The organism is Paenisporosarcina sp. TG-14 (assembly GCF_000297555.1).
Lineage (GTDB): Bacteria > Bacillota > Bacilli > Bacillales_A > Planococcaceae > Paenisporosarcina > Paenisporosarcina antarctica.
The window spans coordinates 71493-88110 of the sequence record NZ_AMGD01000006.1; the positions used below are offsets into that span (position 1 = coordinate 71493).

Sequence of the window (16618 nt, forward strand, 5' to 3'; positions counted from 1 at the left end):
AATTTGAAATTCTTTAAGGTTTAGGGTAAATAGAAGCTTTATTAAATAGGGTAAGGGGTATATAATTTAGGAGAAAGTAAAGGACATAATAATCAATTCTGTTGTTAATGTGAATGAATTGGCATGAGAGGGGAAGTGCAACGTATGAGTAGAGGTTTATCTTTGACAATGGGCTTTTTATTTATTTTATTACTCATTTTTATTGGTGCTTTAGGTAATAAGTTAGGGGATGAAAAAGAGAGAGCAGATAATAACTCCACTAAAAATGTGCAGCAAACTGTGTCTGGTGAATTAGCCTCAGAAGCTACTTTTAATCCACCTTCACTTGAGAATGTTCCTGATGGACCTCAGGGTGAAGCAATTTTAAGAGGACATGAGTTGGTGGACGATACATCAAACCAGTTACGAGGCGATACTGCATCGGCAGAAGATGGTCAACAGCGTGTGAACGAATTATCATGTTCTAGCTGTCATGCTGGTGCTGGGTTAGATCAAAACTCTTCTCCTTTAGTGGGAGTAGCTGCGAAATACCCGAATTATATTTCACGTAATGGCGAAATCGTGACGATAGAAGAACGTATTAATGGGTGTATGGTAAGAAGCATGAATGGTAAAGCTTTTGCTGAAGATGACGAAGATTTGGATGCAATGGTGGCTTATTTCAAATACATTTCAGAAGGAATTCCCGTTGGAGCTGAGCTTCCATGGCTTGGGAAGAATGACATGAAAGAAGTGCCAATTCCAGATGTAGCTGCTGGAGAAACGATGTTCCAACAATCGTGTATTGCTTGCCACGCTCAGGATGGTGCAGGTACTGGAGCTAATACTGGACCCGCTCTATGGGGTGAAGGTTCATTTAATGACGGTGCAGGTATAGCTCGATTCTCAAGAATGGCAGGATATATTCAAAATAATATGCCTAAAGGTCAGGAGAAATCCTTGACTGACCAGGAGGCAAGTAATCTTGCTGCCTTCGTTCTCTCTCAAGATCGCCCTGAATGGGGAGATCATGCTGGAGATTGGCCAAGTGGTGGCGCACCAAAAGATTCGATGACGAAAGAACTGCGTCAACAAGTGAAAGATGGCACGATTAACTGGGAAGAAGTTCTTGGTCATAATACTAAATAATCAAATATGAAGTTAGGAATCTACTAACCAATAAGCCTCTGAATTCTTTTTTTGTATAAAAGTGAAAGTAGGTTTAAATCAAAGAATCCATAAGGTATCATACATGCCCCAATGTTGAAAGTGATTACCTATAAATAAAGAACCCCCACATTAATTCTAACAATTAATGTGGGGGTTCTTATGCATAAATACATTAAAAACGTCATGGTCATGATCCAGCTTACACAGGGTGAAAAATATAGTAATATACCCTCGATTCAATTAGTTGATTTATTAGATCCAGTGATATATATTAATTGACGGGTCAATGGTTGACCTATCAATTACCTGAGAGAAGGTCAATATTTTGTCTAACTCATGTCCTAAAGAAGAAAAAATTGTCTATCGATTATATGAAATAAGTAAGCAAATGAGTCCTAAGTTTGAGCGCTGTACAGGCATTAGTCAGTCTCGGTTAGATCTTTTGAACAAGCTTTTTGAAATGGAAGAAATTAGTCAGACAGCATTACAAAAAGAAGTGAACATAGATCATGCAGCTGTAACTAGACATTTAAAGCAGCTAGAAGAAAAGGGAATGGTTACGAGACGCAAAAATCCCGCTGATAATCGATTTACGTTTGTTCGTCTTACAGATGAAGGGCGTGAAAGAATCGCTTCTTATCAGGATGAGAAACAACGATTCATTTCTAAAGTATTAGCAGGCTTTGGGGAAGAGGAACGTTCAATCCTATTGGAAATGCTTATTCGTATACAAGACAATGTTAAGAATATTGATCCGAACGACTAGATAATTACTTAATAAATGCTACATGTAATCAACCAAATGAAAGTAGATATAAAGGAGAATGAAAAATGAACCAAACACTAATAAATGACTTTAATGAAATCGTAACAGGACGCCGATCTATTCGGAATTATGACCCAACCGTAAAAATCAGTCGACAAGAAATGACTGAAATTTTAACAAAAGCCACTCTTGCTCCTTCTTCTGTAAATCTACAACCATGGCGTTTTGTTGTCATTGACAGCCCACAAGGAAAAGCTACATTAGCTCCCTTGGCAAAATTCAATCAAACTCAAGTAGAAACGTCTGCTGCAGTAATTGCTGTATTTGCAGATATGAATAGCCTAGACTATGCAGATGAAATTTATGGACAAGCAGTGGCTGAAGGGCATATGTCAGCTGAAGTAAGAGATATGCAGCTACCAGCAATTAAAGGATTAATTAGCACTATGACACCAGAACAACTAAAGGATATGAATTTAATCGATGCTGGTTTAGTTTCTATGCAGTTGATGCTAGCGGCACGAGCTTACGGCTATGATACGAATCCAATCGGTGGCTATGAAAAAGACAAAATAGCAGAAGCTTTTGACATGGATAAAGAGCGATACTATCCGGTTATGCTTATATCAATGGGTAAAGCGAAAGATATGGGATATCAATCTGTCCGTCTGCCAATTGATTCTATTACTGAGTGGAAGTAAAGTGAACTAAACCAACAACCTATAGAAAAGAGGATCATATACGATGATTATTATTCACGCTGAATTTCATTTACAAACAGAAAAAGAACAAGCCTTTTTAGAAGAAATTCGCCTATTAATTACAGGTTCTAGAGGAGAAAGTGCTAACGTTTCTTATGATTTAATGAAAGATACAGAAAAAGAATATGTGTATACGATGGTTGAAGTTTGGACAGATTTAGCAGGTGTAAAGAGCCATAACAAAAGCGATCACTACATTTCCTTTGTCGGTAAGGCTTCACAATATTTAGCACGTCCTTTAGATGTAAAAGTTTATGAAGGTAAAGAAGTAAAGAAATAAAAAGCTTACTAAAAATTAACTGGAGGTTATATATATGAAAGCAATTGTTATAGATCAATACGGTGATAAAGAAGTGCTCCAAGAAAGAGAAATCGCACAACCGATTATTCAAGATGATCAAGTGCTTCTTGAAATTCATACTACATCGATTAATCCGATTGATTGGAAACTGCGTGCAGGTTATTTGAAGGAGATGCTTCCTTTTGAATTTCCAATTATTCTTGGTTGGGATGCAGCAGGTATCATTGTCGAAAAGGGGAAGAATGTTTCTAATTTTGAAGTAGGTGACCGAGTATTCGCTAGACCCGCAACTACGAGACAAGGTACTTATGCTGAATATGTTGCGGTAGAGGAAAACTTACTAGCTCATATGCCAGCTTCTATGAGTTTTGATGAGGCGGCAGCCATCCCATTAGCAGGTCTAACTGCATGGCAGTGTTTAGTTGATTTTAGCGGAATTAAAAAAGATGATAAAGTCTTAATTCATGCAGGAGCAGGTGGCGTTGGAAACTTTGCTATTCAAATTGCCAAATCATTCGGCGCTTACGTGGCAACGACAGCTAGTGGCAAAAATGAAGAGTTTGTAAAGTCGTTAGGTGCAGATAGAGTCATCGATTATAAAAATGAAGATTTTAGTGAGATTCTTCATGACTTTGATATCGTGTTAGATTCAATGGGTGGAGAGATTCAAACAAAAAGCTACAAAGTATTAAAACCACACGGCAAACTAGTTTCCATAGCGCAACCACCTATAGAAGAAGAGTCGAAAAAATATCAAGTGGACGCTGGATTTGTTTGGCTGGAACCAAAAGGTGAACAATTACAGCACTTAGCTGACATGTACGAATCAGGCAAACTAAAAGCGATAATTGGTGAAACTTTTGACTTTAATGAAAAAGGTCTTAAAGAAGCACATGCACTAAGTGAGACACATCATGCACGTGGTAAAATTGTCATTCGAGTTAAAAAATAAGTTTAAAATATCTCGTCCTAGGATCCCCTTATATTATTCACTATAATTGTATTAATAAAAATGACACCTTTAATCTGCTATTAGTATGATTGAAGGTGTCTTTTGTATGAATTGTTGAGATATTGTATAGGAGTTGCATCTATTTAAGGGACAATAATTATTAGAATTTTGATTTTTATTTTATAAGGTTTCGTTAGTACGTTTAAAAATACTCGTTTAATCGTAATTTGACTTCTTCAATTATTCCATTTTATAAACCTCCAATGCTATTTATTTTATTGAGCATATCTACAATATCAGCTGAAAATCATTTGGTTTTGGTTTGATACTAGATATTTAAATTTCATCCCCCATTTATTAAAAACCCTTCAAAAGATGTGTTCTTAAGTTCATGCAATAAGTGCTATTTTGCACTTATTAGCGTAGTTCTAACGACTAAATATTTCGACCTACGAATGAAACAATTTAGTGGGTCGAAATATATAGCTATTGCTATACCTTTTGATATATCTATTTGTAATTGGATTATAAATCCATATTACAAAAGAACTGAATATTCAAATAACATTTACTCCACTAATATTATTTGTTATGCTGTCTCCGAATCAATGACAAAAAATAGAAATAAGGGGGATGAATAAAGTACTAAGATTAATGAGGATGAATTCAATTCAAAAGGAGTGGATATTGTGAAGAATAAATGGGCTAGTACAATTGGTATTTTAGGTTTATGTACGTTCTTGACTTTACCCGCATATGCGTCTGAGGCGGTTAGTAAATCAGAAACACATCATCACGATAATTCCATTTCAGGATTTATCAGCTACAGTGAATTACAAAAAACGCTTAGCCAAATTGAAGCTAGTAGCAAAGGACTTGTTCAAGTGGAAGTAGCTGGCAAGTCACACAATGGCTTGGATATTTACACAGCAACGGTCGGCACTGGGGACAAAGTTATTCTTGTTCAAAGTGAAATTCATGGGAACGAAAAAACAGGTACGGTAGCACTCCTGAATTTATTGCAAAATCTTTCAACAAACTCGAAACAAGCACAAGAAATACGTGAGGAATTGACACTTGTTTTTATGCCGATGATGAATCCAGATGCCTCTGAGGGTGATAAACGTAGAAACAGTATGACATGGGATGAAGTGCTAGACAAATTTCCACAACTGACTGGTGCGACACCTTCATGGAACTATTTGGACCGAGGCATCAGCCAAAGTTATAACTATGGGGAAAATCCTGGTTTTGACGTAAATCGTGACTTCAATCCGAATCTAAATTATGTGCCTGAAGCACAAGACTTTCCTGGTGCTTCTAATACGCCAGGTTGGTTCATTACACCAGAATCACAGACTGCTCGTGATGTATACAAATCACTAAAAGATGAATATGGAAATGTAGATGTCTTCGTAGATCTTCATCACCAAGGCATGTATTATGTGGAAGGTACAGCTGACGAAGTAACACTTTCTTTATCCGCACAGTTTGTTCCGGATCCAAATACGTCGGAAGGTGCTAAATACGCCGAATATGCGAAAAACTATAGGTACGATTATTCAAGACAATTAAATGTTGCGGCTTACAATGAACTACAATCTTACGGTAACTCTAAATTCACAAATATCTCTCTTTATTCCCAAGGACTTGACCTTCCAGGAACCGCGCTTGGTAGTTATGCATTAAATGGCAGCGGAACCGTTCTTTTTGAAGTAAGAGGACAGACTCAAATGATGGGGCATAAAGAAAAAGGGCAACTTGTAAAATCAGTAGAACGTGGCCTTACTGGAATTATCGAAGCGGTAGCTGATGGTTCAGTTGAAACATTGAATCCGGAAGATTACGATAATATTCCGCTTACATCAAATAAACCATCCAACTAATCTATCAATATTTTGATAATTCAATATGATGAAAACTAAGGAGGAAATTGAATGAAGAAAACCGTACTTACTTTATCCATTGCTGGAGCGATGATGCTCAGCGTATCGCCCTTCAGTTCTCCCGTTGCTAACGCGGTAGGAAATGGTCCTACTTATGGAGGGAATGAAACGATTAACACTTCGATACTCCATACTTATGATGAAATGGCGGATTACCTAAAGAAACAGGATGTAAAACAACAGGATATGGAACTTGAAGTAATTGGCCAAAGTATCAAGGGAAGGGATTTATATCTAGCGAAGTATATGAAAAACCCTGAAAATCCAACGATTCTATTTTTAACCCAGCAGCATGGAAATGAACAGCTTACAACTGAAGGTGCTCTTGAATTTATTAAGCATCTAGGTTCAAACAAGATGAAAGGTGTTACAGACGGGGTGAATATCTTAATCGTTCCTATGTTGAATGCAGATGGCGCCATGGGTGATGTGGACTTCTCTCTTGATGATTATATCGCAAAGGGAGATAGGAATTTAACTCGCTATAATGCAGCGGAAGTAGACTTGAACCGAGATCATATAACTAAAATCCAACCAGAAACAAAAGCACTGCATGATAATGTTATGATTAAATATAATATTGATTACATGATTGATCTTCATCATCAAGGAGCAATGAGTGAAAGGGACGGTAAGCTTGTTTCTGGGTCCATCCTTTATCCTACAACTCCAAATGCTGATCCGGAAGTTGTACAAAAATCCAAACAACTCGGTGCAGTTGTGTTTGATGCCATTGATGAAAAAGGTTGGGGCCACCTCGGGAAATACAACGGAGGTTCTGCTGAAACAATCAGCAGAAACGGTATTGCCGTAGAATACGGTATTTCAACACTTTTATTCGAAATGCGCGGAATGTCCGATCATGAATACGAATCATATGTGTTAGGTCAAAAGAGCAATGGCTATTTGATAAAACAAACCGTTACCACTCTTGATGCGACGGTTCGTGCAATTGCAGACCGTTCAATTGAATCGAAAGATACATCGTTTTGGGATTCACTTTCTTACCAAACAACACGTCCTTCTGAATAATATAAAAAACGCCTCTGGTTGAAATATACCGAGAGGCGTTTGTTTGTATTATGTGGATGTTTATTAATTGTCATTTATTCATAATAAATCTATCTTTGATAACAACTTAATAAAAAATAGAAATACTAAAAATAATGCTAATTTGAGTAATAAATCTGAGGTATTTAATTACATGTTCAACCAGGAAAGGACTCTAAAAACTCATCATGGCTTATAGAATAATATTTTTGGTAATTTTTAATTGCATGGATTCTTTTCACTATACGAGGATCTTCCATCATATATATTTTCATTTGATGAATTTCTTCTTCATTTTCTAAATAATGAGCTTCGATTTTTTCCTCAGCGTAGTCAAATAAAGTAACTATCTCTTTTTTATTGGTAGTAACAGGAATGAACACAAAGTATTCGTATTCACCTCTGATTCCTAAATATTCACCAGAATCATCCTTGAAATATTTAAATAATAACATCATGCAGCTCCTTAAATTTTTCTCCTTATTATTGTCATTATAAATAGTATTTATTCAATTGTTGATTAGCGATATTAACATCGGTATGTTTGTAAACAAGAAGATGAATCTTTTTCGATTCTCATTGGGATAATTAGTAACCAAATTTGTGTTCGATTTTGAATTTACAATGGGATTTTAAAAATCAATGCCTGGTATCCATCTATGCCTTCTCCACTTTTAGAGATAAGTTGGGATACATTAATACGTAATCTAGTCTGGAACGTTAAAGGGTTTAGGGTTACTAAATACCTACTGCTCAATTCATATGGAATCGTTTTGACGAGACAGTATGCCAAGTAGTGGAAGAGAAATTTAAAAACAGGTATTAGGGAATACACCCTAATACCTGTTTTAGTTTTATTGTTTAATCGAACAAGTAGTTAGGATAGAATTTCACTACTGAATTAAATGATCATTGTATCCAGTTATAGAATCCATATGGCTCGCAATCATGGCAATAATTGTGCTTGCTTCTTCTTTTGTAAAGGTGAAAGTACTTTCATCTTCGTAAAGCTCCGCTTCATCTGTCCAGATTCGGTTGACCCTTCGGAGAACTCCATTACCGTTTGTGCTATCTAACCCAAATTGATAGGTTACTTCAACTTCATCCGCAATCTGGAATGCAGTGACTTCAGGTGTTTCCCAGTCAACTGTAATTTCTTCAAGGGTATCTTCCTCATCTAAAACTTCACCGATGTAGAATTCTCCTTCTTCATCCTCTAAAAGGTAATCCTCTTTATGATCAATCTCATCAACAAAATACACTTCACTCTCATCATTCATAAAGGTATGAAAGCTTTCATGAACAGCGTCAATAACATCCTCAATATCCGCAAGAATAATTCTTGCTGGCTGTTCAAAATCCAAATCAAAACTTTCTACGTAAAACTCTTCGTTATGCGGATCAAAGAGGAGCGTGCAAAAGTAATCTCTTTCGTCATCATTAGTATCGACAAAAAATTCTATTCGTGGATGTTTTGCACTCTGATCGATAGTCATATGGCCGGTCTGGTCATACTTTTCACAAATCGATTTCAGATTATCTTGAAGCTCACCAGATACTCTGTTAAACCATTCCATGGACATGCGCTTACCGCCCCTTTATATTTTATTTTTCTTTCCATCTTTTATCTTTTCCTAATTTTTGCGTTTATATCCATACAATTATTTTTTCTAAATAATTTCAACTTGAATTTCTAAGAAGATGATCATGTCTTTTTTTAAAGATACCCGTTTATTCGTGATTTACCTTCTTCGAGTATTTCACTTCGTAATCCTTCAATACTCTCTTCACGTCGAGCATTTTTTTCTTTGATTGCAGCTAGTTCTTTACCATCTGCAAATTCCATTGCTGCCTCTGCTGCTTCCTTATTATTGATCGTTTTCTTAAGCCTTTCTGCATTATCAGCTGAATCATTCGGTATCGGTTTAATAGTAGACATTAATATTCCCTCCTTCAATTTAATGAAAATCCTTCAATACATAGTGTTCCCAAGTTTGTAAAAACTATTTGTATCAGCATTGTATAGCAGTAAATTCATGTAATTAAGTTGAAATATCAAACTTGGATTGAAAAACAAAAACTAAGTTTTTAAAGGTTTAATAAAAAAGGGATTGAAAACAAATTAGTGGTTAAGATAATTGATGATTTGAATACAAAAAAGGAGTTGAGGGTCTATTGTTTACAAAGGCATTATTAATTAAATTCATCATGATAACAGCGGTTTTATGGATTGTTTTAGGATGGTTTTACGGGATTTCCTTTACAACTATTTTAATTACAAGTTTATTCTTAACAGCATTTACATTTGTCTTGGATGTGTATATTTTACCTCGAGTTGGCAATGTTTTTGCATTGATTTCCGATTTAGTGGTTGCATGGGCTGTAATTTGGATAGTTGGTGCAATTTTTTCTCCACTAGTTAATTTAACAGTTTCATTAATAGCTGCTATTATCATCACAGTTGGTGAGATGTTTTTCCATCCGTATATGGAAAGAAAATTTGATGATGAACATGTTGAACCATCTCGAGAAGAAAACAAGCGTCAATACAAAGGAAATTTACAAACTGAATTTGCAGAAGATATGGATATTAAAACAGCTGCTCAAGCCAAAGAAAAAGACGTTAATATGCTTAAGTCCAAAAAAAGAAAAGTTAATCGAAGTCGCAGAAAAAAGTAAGAATGAATTTGTGGAAAAACATTAATTTTAAATTGGTGTTTTTTTTGAAATTAATATTATTATGTATCATTGTTAATTAGACTTTACAATTGAATAAAAAAAGACATGTCCAAACGCTTAGCATGATAGGACGTGTCTATCTTATTTCATTCCAGGGAGACAATTTAAATACCAAAATTTTAATATTACAACGTGAATAACGATTTTTACAACCTGGAGGCATATTTTTACAACGTCACCTTATATAATTACAACGTGAGAGCCGTTAATTACAACTGAGACATCGCTCGACACTAGTACGAACTCTTTTTGTAGGTGCGAGACACGGAATAGTGTGGCAAAAACCTACTTTCAGGTTAAAACTAGTAGAAATCGTGGGAACTAAACTATTTATTAACAGTTTCTTCTAAATAAAGGCGATTAACTCCATCGACTCTTAGGGTAAATGTTTCACTAACAAGCATTCGTAACCGTAAATACAATTAAAGATGCGTTCATAGTAGAATGAACGCATCTCCTTTTAAACATGTAGTTGACATATTATAAGCTTTTTGACTTATATTATCGTTTTGTATGTATGCTTTTACTACAGATAGTGTCCATTCTTTCGTCAACCATATCCTAAACTCTCTAAAAAACCAAAGCGGCTTAGTGTGATAACAAGTTCTACTTTCTCTTATTTTTTCTTACAGTGTAACAACGATAAGAAAAAGGGAGAGCGACATATATGTTAATTGATGGAGTATTTTCAGGTGGAGGTTTGAAAGATTTTGCGTTAGTGGGGGCATATCAAGTGTTGGAAGAAAAGGGGTATTCATTTCATCGTTTAGCTGGAACAAGTGCTGGGGCAATTCTTGCTTGTTTCATTGCAGCTGGATATTCAGGTAAGGAAATAGAAGCAATGCTTGAAGGTCAAGATTTTAAAGAGCTTCTTGATCCTCGTAAAACAATCATTCCTTTACCCATAATGAAATGGTTTCTTCTTTACTTCCGAATGGGCTTATACCAAGGCAAAGCATTAGAGAACTGGTTCATGGAAAAGTTGGCAGTAAAAGGGGTCTATACTTTTGGCGATTTACCGGATGGAAAGTTAAAAATTATTGCTTCTGATTTAACAAACGGAAAGATGATGGTTCTTCCTGATGAATTAGCGCAATATGGGATATCAGCAGAAACCTTTCCCCTTGCTCGTGCTTTACGTATGAGTTGTGGAATTCCATTTTTCTTTGAACCCGTTAAATTGAAAGTGGATTTGGGTGAGACTATTGTTGTAGATGGTGGAGTATTGAGTAACTTTCCAATGTGGTTATTTGACGAACAAGATGGGCATAGACAACGACCCGTTCTGGGTTTAAAAATTAGTCGTGGCCATGAAGAATCTCATGGGCATAAAATTGACAATGCTCTAAACTTATTCGAAGCACTTTTTTCTACTATGAAAAATGCACATGACGAAAAATATATTTCTCGAAAACATGAAAAAAATATTATTTTTATTCCGGTTGATGATTATAATGCAACTCAGTTTGATCTTACGCAAGAAATGAAAGAAGCTTTGTTGGAAAAAGGACGAAGTTGTGCCGTGCAATTTTTAAATACATGGTCGACTCCTATCGATATTAAAAGCTATCAAAATTTATATCGTTAATAGTGAGTTTCGTAAACATTGTCTCTATAATAAGACCCCAAATAAAAATTTGACAATGTGCTATATTATTTATGCAACGCTATGATAAATATTTGATTAATGAAAAATTTTAAACTTGAACGACTATTAAATAGACTGAAAACTATTCCAACAGCTAATTTAGTTGTTGGATTTTTGTTGTGAAATAATATTTGAATTTTTATTTGTAAAATTTCCGAGTAGATAAAAGGAATTTGGGAGTCAGTCTAAAAGTTATTTTCAAATCTGTAACAATAAGTAGTTCAATTAATAAATCATTAGATTATAATGATTTAAGCTGCTCATTTCATGGAATAGTTTTGAATCATCCAGGATTGACAAGTTACTGAAGTGTATAGAGAAGTCAAATTCAACTCTCATAGCACTGAATATAGAAGTTTATTTATTAAAGGAGGAGAAATAAGTGGAACAAATTATTGAAATTGCTTACGCCAATTTACTATCACCGATGATATTATTTTTTCTCTTAGGAATAATCGCAGTTCTTGTAAACTCTGATTTAAAGGTGCCAACAGCACTGTATACTGGGTATACGATGATTATTCTCTTTACTATTGGTATTAAGGGAGGAGTAGAACTAAGAAATGTTTCATTTGGAGAAATGATCCCAACCATCATTGCTGCAGTTTTCTTAAGTATAATAATGCTATTCATTTCTCTTTTAATTTTATATAAAGTGTTTAAATATTCCTTTGTTGATTCTATTGCTATAGCAGCCCATTATGGCTCGGTTAGTGCTGTAACATTTATTGCTGGACTAGCCTTTCTTGATAAATTCGGGGTAGAATACGAGTCTTACATGTCTGCTGTTCTTGTTATTATGGAGGGACCAGCAATCATTTTGGCAATTATCATTTATAAACTACATGTTAGTAAGCAAGGTGAGAAAATTACAAATCCTGATGCCAGTATTAAGCACGTCATAAAAGAAGCATTTTTCGGAAAAAGTATCTTCCTATTATTAGGTGGGATTTTTATTGGCTTAGTTGCTCATAAGGATGGCTTAGTAAAAATACAACCGTTATTTGGGGATTTGTTTTATGGGATACTTTGTGTTTTCCTATTACATATGGGAATGGTTGCCACTATAAGTATGAATAAAATGAAAAATATTAAATTAGTGTCCTTTTTATTTGCCTTTATTTTACCTCTTATAGGAGGAGGGATAGGTGTTCTAACAGGCAGCATTATTGGCTTATCTATTGGTGGATCAACGATTTTAGCAGTGTTAACAGGAAGTGCTTCTTATATAGCTGCGCCTGCTGCTATTGAACAAGCCATACCAAAAGCGAATTCAGGATTATCTTTAGGTTCTGCCTTAGGATTAACCCTTCCATTTAATTTAATTCTGGGAATACCATTATACTTTTGGCTAGCTACACTACTCGGCTAAACCTTCACAATACAAAACGAGAAGTTAATATATGTACCGTTCAGGCTCAGACACAAATTAATATTGTGCCTGAGCCTGAAATTCTCTAGATTAGTATGTTTTTTCTACTTCACTCTTTTTCCGATGATTTGAAGTCATTGGTTCATGTGTTGGATTCAAGTTACCTAGCTCAGCTAACTCTATAGATATTTCTTCTTTCGAGTCAGTGGGATTCATATTCTGGCTATTTGGCGTTTGAGGCAAAGAACCAACACTTTCACTAGCTCCTTTATGATTATCTTTTTCCATAAAAAAACTCCTCTCAACTATTTTTTATTCCTCCTTAAGATGGTTCAAATTGAAGTAATAATGTACGTGATTTTTAAAAATGAAGTTTTAAAAAATTTAAGTTCTCACAATAATAGGTAATACTGAATTTGACTAAACTAATCAATGATAGAATGCATTGCTCGTATGCTAAAATAAACCATATATAAACGATAATGAAAGGGTGACTAGTATGAAAAAATACGATCCAGTAAAGTTAACTTCCCTTTCTTCAAAAGGCGGCTGTGGGTGTAAAATAGGCCCAGCAGATTTAGAGCAAGTTTTACGTACATTACCACCTGCTATTTTTGACCCAAATTTACTTGTTGGGATTGATACGAGTGACGATGCGGGAGTTTATCGGATAAATGACACAACAGCAATCGTTCAGACGGTTGACTTTTTCACTCCAATTGTTGATGATCCATATGATTTCGGACAAATTGCAGCTGCGAATGCTATAAGTGATGTATACGCAATGGGTGGAACGCCGATAACTGCACTTAACATCGTTGCATTTCCAATTTCGACTTTAGATAAAGGGATTTTAGCTGACATCTTACGAGGAGCTGGCGACAAATTAAGAGAAGCCGGAGTAACACTGGTTGGAGGTCATTCGATTGATGACAAGGAACCGAAATTTGGTCTTGCTGTAACAGGTGTGGTACATCCAGACAAAATTAGGACGAATGCCGGTGCAAAGCCTGGTGATCAACTGATTTTAACAAAACCGATTGGTGTTGGTATATGCACAACTTCGCTTAAAAACAATTTGTTGTCCGAGGAAGAAATTACACAGGTTACAAAAGTTATGACCACACTAAATAAGACAGCTGCCGAAGTAATGGCGACTTATGATGTTCATGCCGCAACTGATGTCACTGGCTTCGGGTTACTTGGACATGCTTCTGAGATGGCTAAAGGGAGTGGCGTGGGTCTAGGCATTTATTATAATCAAGTCCCGATTTTACCTCGAGTGAAAGAGCTTGCTGAAGCTGGGTCAGTGCCTGGGGGAACGAAAAACAACTTCTTACATTTAGCAGATGTTGTTACCTACCCTGAGTCAATGGATCAAATTGACCGTTGGATTTTATGTGATGCCGTCACATCTGGTGGACTGTTAATTTCAGTTGCGAGTGATGAGGCGGAGCTATTCGTTAAGGAGCTACAAGAAAAAGGTGTCGATGCTCGAATTATAGGTGAGGTAACCGAAGATAATATAGGATGCATTATTGTAAAATAGTGTGTTTAATCTTAGTTTAGAAGGTGAAAACGTTGTATCGTGAAATTACATTACCTGATTTATTTACATCACAAAAAAAAGTAGCACACACATTAATCGATGTTCGCTCACCTAAGGAGTTTAAAGAAGCAACAATTCCTGGGAGTATTAATATTCCTGTCTTTAATAATGAAGAGCGTGCAGAGATTGGAACGATATACAAACAAGTAGGTACGGAAGAGGCAAAGGAAAGAGGACTAGCCATTTTTTCTCAGAAGTTGCCAGCATTTATTGCCGCATTTAAACAAATCGAAACGCCCATCACAGTTTTTTGTTGGCGCGGAGGTATGCGGAGCAAAACAGCAGCCACTGTGCTCGATTTGATGGGAATCAATGCAAAACGATTAACTGGTGGAGTCCGTACATATCGACAATGGGTAGTAAATGAATTAGAAAATCAAGAATTCATGCCGAAACTATTCGTCTTAAATGGCTATACAGGATCGGGTAAAACGGCTATTTTAAAGCTATTATCTCAGAAGGGCTATCCAATCATTGACCTTGAGGGAATGGCAGGACATAGAGGGTCTATCTTTGGACAAATTGGTCTTGAGCCGAGCAATCAAAAAAAATTCGATTCTCTCCTTCTACATGAAATAGTTCGTTATCAAGATGGACCTTATGTAGTCATAGAAGGGGAAAGTAAACGAATTGGGAAAGTCTGTCTACCTGATTTTCTAAATGAAAAAAAAGAAAAAGGGCTGCAGTTGTTTATCAATCTTCCTATTGAAGTAAGGGTCCAGAACATTTTAGAAGATTATCAGCCATGGGAATTCCCACAGCTCTTTAAAGCGTCATTCCAGTTGATTAAGAAACATATTCATACACCAATTGCTAAACAAATTGAGGCCGATTTGGAAAATAGTGATTTTGCATCTGCAACTAAGCTTTTACTTGAATATTATTATGATCCGAAATATGAACATTCAAGTAATCAATATCTAGAGCACCAAAAAATCATAATCAAAGCTATGGATGTTGAAGATGCTTTTCAAAAGGTGCTAAAAGAAATTGCATTAAACCATTCAAAAATTAACTATAATTGAAATGATAAATAAGTAATCCAGTAGCTACTATAGTTACTGGATTTTTTGTGGTTCCACAAAAATTTGGCGTTATACTAGTTGATTTGAAATTTCAAACTTTTTGTAAATAAAAGTATAATGTCTTTTTATTTGTGCATAATGAGTACTAAAGTTTATTCATGAAGGGATAGCTATGCAATCTTACAAAAGTGACAAAGCCAGACGATATCAAGCTTTAGTCAGTCAATTTGGTACCACTCAAATCCATTTAAGAAACCCATTAATTATTGCTTGGTGGTCTGCAGCTTTTCCAGGATTCGGTCATCTGCTCCTTTCAAAATATCTTAGAGGTCTGACATTGTTCATATGGGAAATTGTCATTAATGTTAACGCTCATATAAATTTGGCAATAATCTATTCGTTTACTGGTCAATTTGAGCTGGCAAAAGAAGTATTGGAACCTCGATGGATGCTCTTATATATTCCAATATATTTTTATGGCATTTGGGATAGTTACCGAACTGCAGTAGATTTAAACAAAGTTTCTTTACTTGCCGAACGTGAAAATGCACCTTTTCCAAATTTTTCAATAACAGCACTGGAAATTAATTACCTCGATAAGAGAACACCTTGGATTGCAGTAATATGGTCATTTTTTATGCCAGGAGCTGGGCAACTATATATTCATAGAATTATTACAGCCTTTTTTATTTTAGTTTGGGTGATTATTATCACTTATTTTTCGCATTTTCTTGAGGGAGTCCATTTTCTTGTTTTAGGGGATTTCGATCAAGCAAAATCAGTACTTAAAGGGCAGTGGTTCCTGTTTATGCCATCGATTTATATATTTGCTATATATGATGCCTATGTCAATACTGTTGAAAATAACAAATTATTTGAAAATGAACAGAGAAGTTTTTTGGCAAATAGATACCAAAACTCCAGTTTTGATTTATCGTTAAATCTTGTGAAAAAAGAGGAGTAGTGAGAGAGATGTATGTGATGTCTACCTTTGAACATTCGATGTATGTAGAATTAGCATTATCTGCTTTAGAATTAAAAAATATTTCAAAGGATAACATATTAGCTGTTCCTTTAAATAATCGCCAAGAAGATAGGACGCTATTTGATTCAATTCATAATTCTGATGGACTAAGTATATTTGACCTTGCTGCTGCTCTAGCTACTGCATTTGCAGTAGTTGGGTCAAGTATTGGATTTAGACTTGAATGGGGACCCATTATTTGGGCGATACTGTATGCAATTATTGGATTTATTTTAGGTTTTTTGATTAATATAATTGTAGATTATCATATTAAGT

18 protein-coding genes are annotated in these 16618 nt (G+C 35.4%); 14 read left to right on the forward strand and 4 right to left on the reverse strand.

Annotated features, from left to right (window positions below; all coding sequences use genetic code 11):
* Positions 1–144: 144 nt before the first annotated feature.
* From C406_RS0102975 to C406_RS0103010, 7 genes are all read left to right on the forward strand, one after another.
* Positions 145–1128, forward strand: a complete 984-nt coding sequence (locus C406_RS0102975; protein ID WP_017379101.1) for a c-type cytochrome — start codon at positions 145–147, stop codon at positions 1126–1128.
* Between the two features lie 346 nt (positions 1129–1474).
* On the forward strand, positions 1475–1915 hold the full coding sequence (locus C406_RS0102985) for a MarR family winged helix-turn-helix transcriptional regulator (protein WP_017379103.1): 441 nt from the start codon (positions 1475–1477) through the stop codon (positions 1913–1915).
* A gap of 65 nt (positions 1916–1980) precedes the next feature.
* Positions 1981–2616 (forward strand): nitroreductase family protein, encoded by a 636-nt coding sequence (locus C406_RS0102990; protein WP_017379104.1) that lies wholly within the window; start codon positions 1981–1983, stop codon positions 2614–2616.
* 43 nt (positions 2617–2659) lie between these two features.
* Positions 2660–2956, forward strand: a complete 297-nt coding sequence (locus tag C406_RS0102995) for a putative quinol monooxygenase (protein ID WP_017379105.1) — start codon at positions 2660–2662, stop codon at positions 2954–2956.
* Positions 2957–2990: 34 nt separating this feature from the next.
* Complete coding sequence (locus C406_RS0103000) at positions 2991–3929, forward strand: NADP-dependent oxidoreductase (RefSeq protein ID WP_017379106.1); 939 nt, start codon at positions 2991–2993, stop codon at positions 3927–3929.
* A gap of 689 nt (positions 3930–4618) precedes the next feature.
* The gene (locus C406_RS0103005; protein ID WP_017379107.1) at positions 4619–5815 is read left to right on the forward strand and encodes a M14 family zinc carboxypeptidase; all 1197 of its coding nucleotides are present in this window, start codon (positions 4619–4621) and stop codon (positions 5813–5815) included.
* A 51-nt stretch (positions 5816–5866) separates the two neighbouring features.
* Positions 5867–6907 carry a M14 family zinc carboxypeptidase gene (locus C406_RS0103010; protein WP_017379108.1) on the forward strand — a complete coding sequence of 347 codons (1041 nt, stop codon included), beginning with the start codon at positions 5867–5869 and terminating at the stop codon, positions 6905–6907.
* Positions 6908–7083: 176 nt separating this feature from the next.
* Here C406_RS0103010 and C406_RS0103015 read toward each other — a convergent pair whose 3' ends face one another.
* The 3 genes from C406_RS0103015 to C406_RS0103025 all read right to left on the reverse strand — a co-directional run bounded on the left by C406_RS0103015 (position 7084) and on the right by C406_RS0103025 (position 8864).
* A complete protein-coding gene (locus C406_RS0103015; RefSeq protein WP_017379109.1) occupies positions 7084–7380 on the reverse strand; it encodes a hypothetical protein in 297 nt (98 codons plus the stop codon).
* Positions 7381–7818: 438 nt separating this feature from the next.
* The gene (locus C406_RS0103020) at positions 7819–8508 is read right to left on the reverse strand and encodes a hypothetical protein (RefSeq protein ID WP_017379110.1); all 690 of its coding nucleotides are present in this window, start codon (positions 8506–8508) and stop codon (positions 7819–7821) included.
* Between the two features lie 134 nt (positions 8509–8642).
* Positions 8643–8864 (reverse strand): hypothetical protein, encoded by a 222-nt coding sequence (locus tag C406_RS0103025; protein WP_017379111.1) that lies wholly within the window; start codon positions 8862–8864, stop codon positions 8643–8645.
* A gap of 236 nt (positions 8865–9100) precedes the next feature.
* Between C406_RS0103025 and C406_RS0103030 the strand changes: the two genes are divergently transcribed.
* The 3 genes from C406_RS0103030 to C406_RS0103040 all read left to right on the forward strand — a co-directional run bounded on the left by C406_RS0103030 (position 9101) and on the right by C406_RS0103040 (position 12684).
* Positions 9101–9604: a YndM family protein gene (locus C406_RS0103030; RefSeq protein WP_017379112.1), complete on the forward strand. Its 504-nt coding sequence runs from the start codon at positions 9101–9103 to the stop codon at positions 9602–9604.
* A gap of 727 nt (positions 9605–10331) precedes the next feature.
* On the forward strand, positions 10332–11252 hold the full coding sequence (locus C406_RS0103035) for a patatin-like phospholipase family protein (protein ID WP_017379113.1): 921 nt from the start codon (positions 10332–10334) through the stop codon (positions 11250–11252).
* 442 nt (positions 11253–11694) lie between these two features.
* Complete coding sequence (locus C406_RS0103040) at positions 11695–12684, forward strand: sodium-dependent bicarbonate transport family permease (protein WP_017379114.1); 990 nt, start codon at positions 11695–11697, stop codon at positions 12682–12684.
* 90 nt (positions 12685–12774) lie between these two features.
* On the opposite strand, the gene C406_RS0103045 is transcribed toward C406_RS0103040, so the two are convergent.
* Entirely contained in the window at positions 12775–12972 is a 198-nt protein-coding gene (locus C406_RS0103045; protein WP_017379115.1) for a hypothetical protein, read from the reverse strand.
* 211 nt (positions 12973–13183) lie between these two features.
* Between C406_RS0103045 and selD the strand changes: the two genes are divergently transcribed.
* From selD to C406_RS0103065, 4 genes are all read left to right on the forward strand, one after another.
* On the forward strand, positions 13184–14233 hold the full coding sequence (selD, locus tag C406_RS0103050) for a selenide, water dikinase SelD (protein WP_017379116.1): 1050 nt from the start codon (positions 13184–13186) through the stop codon (positions 14231–14233).
* Positions 14234–14265: 32 nt separating this feature from the next.
* Positions 14266–15318, forward strand: a complete 1053-nt coding sequence (gene mnmH, locus C406_RS0103055; RefSeq protein WP_017379117.1) for a tRNA 2-selenouridine(34) synthase MnmH — start codon at positions 14266–14268, stop codon at positions 15316–15318.
* Positions 15319–15490: 172 nt separating this feature from the next.
* Positions 15491–16282, forward strand: coding sequence for a hypothetical protein (locus tag C406_RS0103060; protein ID WP_017379118.1), 792 nt, complete (start codon positions 15491–15493; stop codon positions 16280–16282).
* 8 nt (positions 16283–16290) lie between these two features.
* On the forward strand, positions 16291–16618 hold a 328-nt coding region (locus C406_RS0103065; protein ID WP_017379119.1), incomplete at its 3' end, for a hypothetical protein.

Bases quoted from the DNA above. Each gene is read 5' to 3' on its own strand.
- selD (WP_017379116.1), top strand. From the start codon at position 13,184: ATGAAAAAATACGATCCAGTAAAGTTAACTTCCCTTTCTTCAAAAGGC.
- C406_RS0102990 (WP_017379104.1), top strand. From the start codon at position 1,981: ATGAACCAAACACTAATAAATGACTTTAATGAAATCGTAACAGGACGC.
- C406_RS0103010 (WP_017379108.1), top strand. From the start codon at position 5,867: ATGAAGAAAACCGTACTTACTTTATCCATTGCTGGAGCGATGATGCTC.
- C406_RS0103060 (WP_017379118.1), top strand. From the start codon at position 15,491: ATGCAATCTTACAAAAGTGACAAAGCCAGACGATATCAAGCTTTAGTC.
- C406_RS0102975 (WP_017379101.1), top strand. From the start codon at position 145: ATGAGTAGAGGTTTATCTTTGACAATGGGCTTTTTATTTATTTTATTA.
- C406_RS0103035 (WP_017379113.1), top strand. From the start codon at position 10,332: ATGTTAATTGATGGAGTATTTTCAGGTGGAGGTTTGAAAGATTTTGCG.
- C406_RS0103025 (WP_017379111.1), bottom strand. From the start codon at position 8,864: ATGTCTACTATTAAACCGATACCGAATGATTCAGCTGATAATGCAGAA.
- C406_RS0103000 (WP_017379106.1), top strand. From the start codon at position 2,991: ATGAAAGCAATTGTTATAGATCAATACGGTGATAAAGAAGTGCTCCAA.
- C406_RS0102995 (WP_017379105.1), top strand. From the start codon at position 2,660: ATGATTATTATTCACGCTGAATTTCATTTACAAACAGAAAAAGAACAA.
- C406_RS0103045 (WP_017379115.1), bottom strand. From the start codon at position 12,972: ATGGAAAAAGATAATCATAAAGGAGCTAGTGAAAGTGTTGGTTCTTTG.
- C406_RS0103020 (WP_017379110.1), bottom strand. From the start codon at position 8,508: ATGTCCATGGAATGGTTTAACAGAGTATCTGGTGAGCTTCAAGATAAT.
- C406_RS0103015 (WP_017379109.1), bottom strand. From the start codon at position 7,380: ATGTTATTATTTAAATATTTCAAGGATGATTCTGGTGAATATTTAGGA.